This is a genomic window from Aeromonas sp. LsrichE-8G, from assembly GCF_022869435.1.
Lineage (GTDB): Bacteria > Pseudomonadota > Gammaproteobacteria > Enterobacterales > Aeromonadaceae > Aeromonas > Aeromonas caviae.
Genome location: NZ_JALIHH010000299.1, coordinates 1 through 420, shown reverse-complemented (window position 1 = coordinate 420; position 420 = coordinate 1). Strand labels below are relative to the sequence as shown.

Sequence of the window (420 nt, the reverse complement as noted above, 5' to 3'; positions counted from 1 at the left end):
AAGGTGCCTTGAGTCATCATGACGCCTGCTTCGGCCAGCCAGCGATTGATGGTCTTGAACAATTGGCGGGCCAGTTGATGCTGCTCCAGCAGGTGGCGGAAATTCATGATGGTGGTGCGGTCCGGCAAGGCGCTATCCAGGGATAATCGGGCAAACAGACGCATGGAGGCGATTTCGTACAGAGCATCTTCGATCGCGCCATCGCTCAGGTTGTACCAATGCTGCATGCAGTGAATGCGTAGCATGGTTTCCAGCGGATAAGGTCGCCGGCCATTACCAGCCTTGGGGTAAAACGGCTCGATGACTTCCACCATGTTTTGCCATGGCAGAATCTGCTCCATGCGGGACAAGAAAATCTCTTTTCTGGTCTGACGGCGCTTACTGCTGAATTCACTGTCGGCGAAGGTAAGTTGATGACTC

1 pseudogene is annotated in these 420 nt (G+C 54.0%); it reads right to left on the bottom strand.

Features of this window, described 5'->3' with window-relative positions:
- Nucleotides 1-420 (bottom strand): annotated as a pseudogene (locus tag MUW49_RS21650) (IS5-like element IS5B family transposase); the annotation flags it as partial.